The 7,566-nt window shown below is 76.3% G+C and carries 4 protein-coding genes; all 4 read left to right on the top strand.

The genetic code is table 11. The features are described 5' to 3' along the window. Window positions 1-1,020: crotonyl-CoA carboxylase/reductase (ccrA, locus tag IE99_RS0128220; protein WP_030177397.1), on the top strand; the 1,020-nt coding region annotated here is incomplete at its 5' end. Then, the gene (locus tag IE99_RS0128215; RefSeq protein ID WP_030177390.1) at window positions 1,017-2,021 is read left to right on the top strand and encodes a 3-oxoacyl-ACP synthase III family protein; all 1,005 of its coding nucleotides are present in this window, start codon (window positions 1,017-1,019) and stop codon (window positions 2,019-2,021) included. The genes ccrA and IE99_RS0128215, both read left to right, overlap by 4 nt. Then, window positions 2,018-2,911, top strand: coding sequence for a 3-hydroxybutyryl-CoA dehydrogenase (locus IE99_RS0128210; protein WP_281176595.1), 894 nt, complete (start codon window positions 2,018-2,020; stop codon window positions 2,909-2,911). The genes IE99_RS0128215 and IE99_RS0128210 overlap by 4 nt, the downstream gene beginning before the upstream one ends. 32 nt (window positions 2,912-2,943) lie before the next feature. Then, window positions 2,944-7,566: type I polyketide synthase (locus IE99_RS0128205; RefSeq protein ID WP_030177386.1), on the top strand; the 4,623-nt coding region annotated here is incomplete at its 3' end.

The raw sequence follows: 7,566 nt of genomic DNA, 5'->3' as shown, positions 1-7,566 counted from the left end.
CGGCATGACCAGCCGTTCCATGTGCTGGGGTCGGACGCGGCCGGTGTGATCGTCCGCACGGGTGCGGGCGTCCGCCACTGGAAGACCGGCGACCACGTCACCGTCGCCTGCACCTACGTCGACGAGCAGGAACCCGACACGCACGGCGACGGGATGCTCGGTGCCGAGCAGCGCATCTGGGGCTATGAGACGAACTTCGGCGGCCTCGCCCACTACACCGTCGTGCGCGCGAGCCAGATCCTCCCGAAGCCGGCGCACCTCACCTGGGAGGAGGCCGCCGCGAACCCGCTCTGCGCGGCGACGTCCTACCGGATGCTGATCAGCCCGCGCGGCGCGCACATCAAGCAGGGCGACATCGTCCTCGTGTGGGGCGCGGCCGGCGGGCTCGGCGGCTACGCGGTGCAGCTCGTCCGCGCTGCGGGCGGCATCCCGGTCGGGGTGGTGAGCTCGCCCGAGAAGGCGGAGATCGCGCGCCGGCTCGGCGCGGAGGTCGTCGTCGACCGCGCGGACATCGGCATGGCCGGGCCCGACGCCCGGCACGCGGACGCGATCGACGCGGGCAAGCGCCTCGGCCGCATCATCCGCCGCGAGCTCGGCGAGGACCCGCACGTCGCGTTCGACTGCGTCGGCCGCGCCACGTTCGGGATCTCGGTGTTCGTGGTGCGGCGCGGCGGGACCGTCGTGACGTGCGGCTCCAGCACCGGCTACGAGCACCTGTACGACAACCGCTACCTGTGGATGAACGTCAAGCGCATCATCGGCAGCCACTCCGCCAACTACCAGGAGTCCGCCGAGTGCGACCGGCTCTTCCGGATGGGCCGCATCGTGCCGGTGCTGTCGCGGGTCTACCCGCTGTCGGAGGTCGGTGAGGCGGCGCGCCTCGTCCAGGAGAACGGGCACGTCGGCAAGGTCGGGGTGCTCTGCATGGCCCCGCGGGAGGGACTCGGCGTAACCGACCCGGACCGGCGCGCGCGCATCGGCGCGCAGCGCCTCAACCCCATGCGCGAGGTGACGGCATGACGCGGGACGGCGCCGCACGGCCCACCGGGATCCTCGCGACCGGGTCCTACGTCCCCAAGCAGGAGGTCACGAACGAGGAGGTCGCCGCGCGGGTCGGCGTCGATCCGCAGTGGATCGCGGACCGGACGCAGATCACCGGGCGCCGCTGGGCGGCCCCGGACGAGGCCGCGTCCGACCTGGCCGTCCAGGCGGGGCTGCGCGCCCTGGAGGCGGCCGGGGTGGCCGCCGGTGAGGTGGACTACCTCATCGTGTCCACCGGCACCGGCGACTCGCCGCAGCCGCCGACGTCCTACCTCGTCCAGGACGGCATCGGCGCCCGCGACGCCGCGTGCTTCGACATCAGCGTCGCGTGCAGCGGCTTCGTGTACGGCATCGAGCTGGCCCGCGCGCTGCTGCTGGACCGGCCGGACGGGATCGCGCTCGTCATCGCCGCCGAGGTGTACTCGCGCTTCGCCGACTTCTCCGACCGCCGCACCTGCGTGCTGCTCGGCGACGGCGCCGGCGCGGCCGTGATCGGCGCGGTGGAGGCACCGCACGGGGTCCTCGCGGTGGACCTGGTGAGCCGCGGTGACGCGCATGAACTGATCCGCGTGGAGGGCGGCGGCAGCCGCCGCCCCGCCTCGCACGAGACGGTGCGGGACCGCGCCCACACCGTCTCGATGGACGGGCGCGGCGTCACCGAATTCGTGCTCGCCGAGGTCCCGGCCGTGCTGGAGCGGGTCGCCCGCCGCGCCGGGGTGGAGCTGAGCGACGTCGACCACTTCGTCCCGCACCAGCCGAACGGGGTGCTGCTCGGGCGGCTCTCCGAGGCCGCCGGGCTGAGCCGTGCGCGCACCCACCGCACCGTGGAGCGCTACGGGAACATGGGCAGCGCGTCGGTCGCGGTGACGCTCGCCGAGGCCGCCCCGGACCTGGCCCCGGGCGACCTGGTGCTCATCGCCGGATTCGGCGGCGGCATGGCCGTCGGCGCGACCGTCGTCCACTGGGGGGTGGGCGCGTGACCGCCCTCCCGGACGGCGCGCCGCGGCCGCCGGCCGCCGCCGAGCGCGTCGGCATCGTCGGGTGCGGGCTCATGGGGTCGGGCATCGCGGAGGTCGTCGCGGCGGCCGGGCTGGACGTGCTCGCCGCGGTGTCGCGTCCCGCCTCCCGCGACAGGGGCCTCGGGCTGCTGCGCGGATCCCTCGACCGGGCCGTGGACCGGGGCCGGCGCACCGCGGAGGAGCGCGCGGAGATCCTCGGCCGCATCAGGTTCACCACCGACCCGGACGACCTCGCGGACCGGACGCTGGTGATCGAGGCCGTGTCCGAGGACGAGCGGATCAAGCAGGAGGTCTTCGGCCGGCTCGACAAGATCGTGGAGGCGGACGACGCGGTCCTCGCCTCCACCACGTCCGCCATCCCGATCATGAGGCTGGGCCGGGCGACGAGCCGTCCGGAACGCGTCGTCGGGATGCACTTCTTCAACCCGGTGCCCGCGATGCGCCTGGTCGAACTGGTGCCCTCGCTGGCCACCGACGGCGACGCCACCGAACGCGCCACCGCGTTCGTCGCCGGGACGCTCGGCAAGGAGCCGATCCGCTGCGCCGACCGCACCGGCTTCGTCGTCAACACCCTGCTCATCCCGTACCTGCTGGCCGCCGTCCGGATGGTGGAGTCGGGGGCGGCGACCCCCGAGGTGGTCGACCGCGCGATGGTGCTCGGCTGCGCCCATCCGCAGGGCCCCCTGAAACTCGCCGACCTCATCGGGCTCGACAGCGTCGCCGCCATCGCGGAGGCGCTGTACGCCGAGTTCCGCGAGCCGCTGTACTCGCCGCCGCCACTGCTCAGCCGGATGGTCGAATGCGGCCTGCTCGGACGCAAGTCCGGGCGCGGCTTCTACGCCTACACGTGACCGGCCGCCGTGCCCCGTCGGAGAGGACGACCATGACCGCCGCCCAGCCCATCGCCGTCGTCGGCGTCGCCTGCCGGTTCCCCGGCGCCGCCGGGCCGGACGCCTTCTGGAACCTGCTCCGCGACGGCGTCGAGGCCGTCGGGGACGTCCCGGCGGACCGCCCCGAGCCGCTCGAGGGCGTGCCCGTCCCGCGGGGCGGCTTCCTGCCGGACGTGGACGCCTTCGACGCCGGCCTCTTCGGGATCTCGCCCCGCGAGGCCGCCGCGATGGACCCGCAGCAGCGGCTGCTGCTGGAACTCGGCTGGGAGGCCCTGGAGGACGCCGGGATCGCGCCCGGCTCCGGCGGTTCCGTCGCGGTGCACGTCGGGGCGATGTCCGACGACTACGCGATGCTGGCCCGGCGGTACGGCGCCGCCGCCACCCCGCACACGCTCACCGGGCAGAGCCGCGGCGTGCTCGCCGGGCGGCTGTCGTACACGCTCGGGCTGCGCGGCCCGAGCATGGTGATCGACGCGGGCCAGTCGTCGTCCCTGGTCGCCGTGCAGGTCGCGTGCCGCGCGCTGCGCGACGGAGAGGCGGACGCGGCCCTCGCGGGCGGCGTCGACCTCAACCTCGCACCGGAGGGGTTCGCCGCCGCGCACGCCTTCGGCGCGCTGGCCCCCGGCGGCCGGGCGCACACCTTCGACGCCCGCGCCGAAGGGTACGTCCGCGGTGAGGGCGGCGGCCTGGTGGTGCTGAAGCCGCTGGAGCGAGCGGTCCGCGACGGCGACCGGATCCACGCCGTCATCGCCGGGGGCGCGGTGGGCAACGACGGCGGCGGGGCGACGCTCACCACGCCGGACGCCGTCGCCCAGGCGCGGGTGCTGCGCGCCGCCTACGCCGACGCGGGGGTCGCCCCGTCGACCGTCCGGTTCGTGGAGCTGCACGGCACGGGCACGCCGGTCGGCGACCCGGTCGAGGCGGCGGCGCTCGGCGAGGTGTTCGGGCCGGGCCGCACCGAGCCGCTGCGCGTCGGATCCGTCAAGACGAACATCGGGCACCTGGAGGGCGCCGCCGGGATCGCCGGGCTGATCAAGGCGGTGCTGTGCGTGCGCGAGCGGGTGCTCGCGCCGAGCCTGAACTTCACCTCGCCGGCACCGGCGATCGACCTGGACGCGCTGCGGCTGCGGGTCCAGACGGCGCCGCTGCCGCTCGGCGGCGGCCCGGTGACGGCCGGCGTCAGCTCGTTCGGCATGAGCGGCACCAACTGCCATCTGGTCGTCACCTCCGCGCCCGACCTCCCCGCCTCCGGGGGGTCCGGCCCGCGCCCTCGTCCCGTCCCGACCCCCGTCCTCGTGTCGGGGCGGGACGGGGGCGCGCTCGCCGCGCAGGCGGCGCGGCTGCACGACCACCTGCGGCGGCACCCGGACGTGGATCCGCTCGACGCCGCGTACACGCTCGCCACGGCCCGTGCCCGCCTGCACGACCGCGCGGTGCTGCTCGCGGACGACCGGGCGGAGCTGCTCGCGGACCTGGCGGCGCTGGCGGACGGCGCCGGGACGCGCGCGGTCCGGGGGACGCCGGACGGGGGCCGCACCGCCTTCCTGTTCACCGGGCAGGGCAGCCAGCGTCCGGGCATGGGCCGGGACCTCGCCGCCGCGCAGCCGGTGTTCGCCGCCGCGCTGGACGAGGTCGCCGCGCCGCTGGAGGACGCGCTCGGCCTCCCGCTGAAGGAGCTGATGTTCGGCGGCGACGCGGCGGCGCTGGCGCGGACGGCCGTCACGCAGGCCGCGCTGTTCGCCTACGAGGTCGCCGCGTTCCGGCTGCTGGAGCACTACGGCGTCCGCCCCGACCTGCTGCTCGGGCACTCGGTCGGGGAGCTCGCCGCCGCGCACGTCGCCGGCGTCTTCGGGCCGGCGGACGCGTCCGCGCTGGTCGCCGCGCGGGGCCGGCTCATGCAGGAGCTGCCGGACGGCGGCGCGATGGCGGCGATCCAGGCGACCGAGGACGAGGTGTCCGCCGAGCTGGCCGCGGCGGGCGGGACGCTCGCGCTCGCGGCCGTGAACGGCCCGGACTCGGTGGTCGTGTCCGGGGACGCCGGCGCCGTGCTCGCCCTGGCCGCGCGCTGGCGGGAGCGCGGCCGCAAGACGCGCAGGCTCGCCGTCAGCCACGCCTTCCACTCGGCGCGGATGGAACCGATGCTCGACGGGTTCCGCCGCGTCGCGGAGGGGATCGCGTACGCGGCGCCGGACGTCCCGGTCGTGTCGAACGTGACCGGCGGCGTCGCCGACCCGGCGGAGATCGCCACACCGGACTACTGGGTGCGGCACGTGCGCGCCACCGTCCGGTTCCAGGACGGGGCGCGCACGCTCGCCGAGCACGGCGCCACGCGTTTCGTGGAGGTCGGCCCGGACGCGGTGCTGCTGTCCATGGTCCGCGACTGCCTGCCCCCGGGCGGCGGGGCGTTCGTGCCCGTCGCGCGCGCGGACCGTCCGGAGGAGCGGGCGCTGGCGGCGGCGCTGGCGGAACTGGACGTGCGGGGCGTGCCCGTCGACTGGCGCCGCTACCTCGCGGGCGGACGCCGCGTCCCGCTGCCGACCTACGCGTTCCGCCGTGACCGGTACTGGCTGCCGCGCCCCGGCGCCCCCGCCGCTGCGGAACCGGCTCCGACCGCCGCCAGGTCCGGCGCGGTGATCGGTGCGGAACCGGCCGTGGGACCCGTCGAGGCGCCGGGCCCGGCCGGGCGCGACCCGGAGACCGTGCTGGCCGAGCAGATCGCGGCCGTCCTCGGCCTCGCCTCACCCCGCGAGGTCGATCTGAGAGCCCGGTTCAAGGACCTCGGGTTCAGCTCGTTCATGGGCGTCGAGCTGGCCGACCGGCTGGGCGACGCGCTCGGCGTCCGGCTGCCCGGCACGCTCATCTTCGACCGGCCCACGGGCACGGCGGTCCTCGACCTCCTGCGCGAGGAGTCCGGCGAGGAGCCGCTCGCGCCGGCGGCACGCCCCGCCGGCGACGACGTCCCGATCGCGATCGTGGCGATGGGCTGCCGGTTCCCCGGCGGCGTCGCCTCACCGGAGGGCCTGTGGGACGTCGTCGCCGACGGCCGCGACGTGATCGGCCCGTTCCCGGACGCCCGGGGCTGGGATCTGGAGGGCATCTACGACCCGGACGGCGCTCAGCCCGGCAAGCACTACGTCCGCGCGGGCGGATTCCTGCGCGATGTGGCCGGTTTCGACGCGGAGTTCTTCGGGATCTCGCCGCGCGAGGCCGCCGCGATGGACCCGCAGCAGCGGCTGCTGCTGGAGGTCGCGTGGGAGACCCTCGAACGGGCGGGCATCGCGCCGGACGCGCTCGCGGGCGAGCCCGCGGGCGTGTTCGTCGGAACCACCTACCAGGAGTACGGCCCCCGCATGTACGAGGGCGGGCCGAGCACCGAGGGCTACGTCATGACGGGCACGACGCCGAGCGTGGCGTCCGGCCGCATCGCCTACACCCTCGGGCTGGAGGGCCCGGCGGTGACGGTGGACACGGCGTGCTCGGCGTCGCTGGTGGCGATCCACCTGGCCTGCCGGGCGCTGCGGGCGGGGGAGGCCACGCTCGCGCTGGCGGGCGGCGCGACCGTGATGTCCACGCCCGGGATCTTCATCGAGCTGACCCGGCAGCGCGCGCTGTCGCCCGACGGCCGCTGCAAGGCGTTCGGGGACGGCGCGGACGGGACCGGCTGGAGCGAGGGCGTCGGGCTGGTGCTGCTCGAGCGGCTGCCGGACGCGCTCCGCAACGGCCGCGAGGTGCTCGGCGTGATCCGGGGCTCGGCCGTCAACCAGGACGGGGCGAGCAACGGGCTGACGGCGCCGAGCGGCGCGGCGCAGCGGCGGGTGATCCGTGCCGCGCTGGCCGCCGCGGGAGTCGCGCCCGAGGACGTCGACGCGGTCGAGGCGCACGGCACCGGGACGCGTCTCGGTGACCCGATCGAGGCGTCCGCGCTGCTCGACGCCTACGGCCGGGACCGTCCCGCGGACCGGCCGCTGCGGCTGGGCTCGGTGAAGTCCAACATCGGCCACACGCAGGGCGCGGCCGGCGTCGCAGGGCTGATCAAGATGGTGCTCGGGATGCGGCACGGCGTCCTGCCCCGCACGCTGCACGCGGACACGCCGACGACGCGCGTGGACTGGTCGGCGGGCGGAGTGGAGCTGCTCACCGAGGCGGTGACGTGGCCCGACCACGGACGGCCCCGCCGGGCGGGGGTGTCGTCGTTCGGCATCAGCGGGACGAACGCCCACCTCATCGTGGAGGAGGCCCCGGCCGCCGAGCCGGCGCCGGTCACCGAACCCGCCGCTGCGGAACGTCCGGTCGCGCTCGTGGTCGCGGCGCGCGGCGAGGCCGCGCTCCGGGCCCAGGCCGCGCAGATCGCCGGGGTGCTGGCGGACGGCGCCGCGCCCGGTGCCGTGGCCCGCGCGCTGGCGGGCGGGCGGGCGGCCCTGCCGGACCGCGCGGTCGTCGTCGGCTCCGCCCCGGACGCCCTGCGCGCCGGCCTGGACACCCTCGACCTGCGCGGCACCGCGGCCCACGTCGGGAAGGTCGCGTTCGTTTTTCCTGGTCAGGGGTCGCAGTGGGTGGGGTTGGGTCGGCGGTTGTTGGTGGAGTCGGAGGTGTTCGCGGAGCGGTTCGGTGAGGTG

Source organism: Spirillospora albida (genome assembly GCF_000718255.1).
Taxonomy (GTDB): Bacteria; Actinomycetota; Actinomycetes; order Streptosporangiales; family Streptosporangiaceae; genus Spirillospora; species Spirillospora albida.
This window is presented reverse-complemented; position numbering and strand designations above follow the sequence as displayed.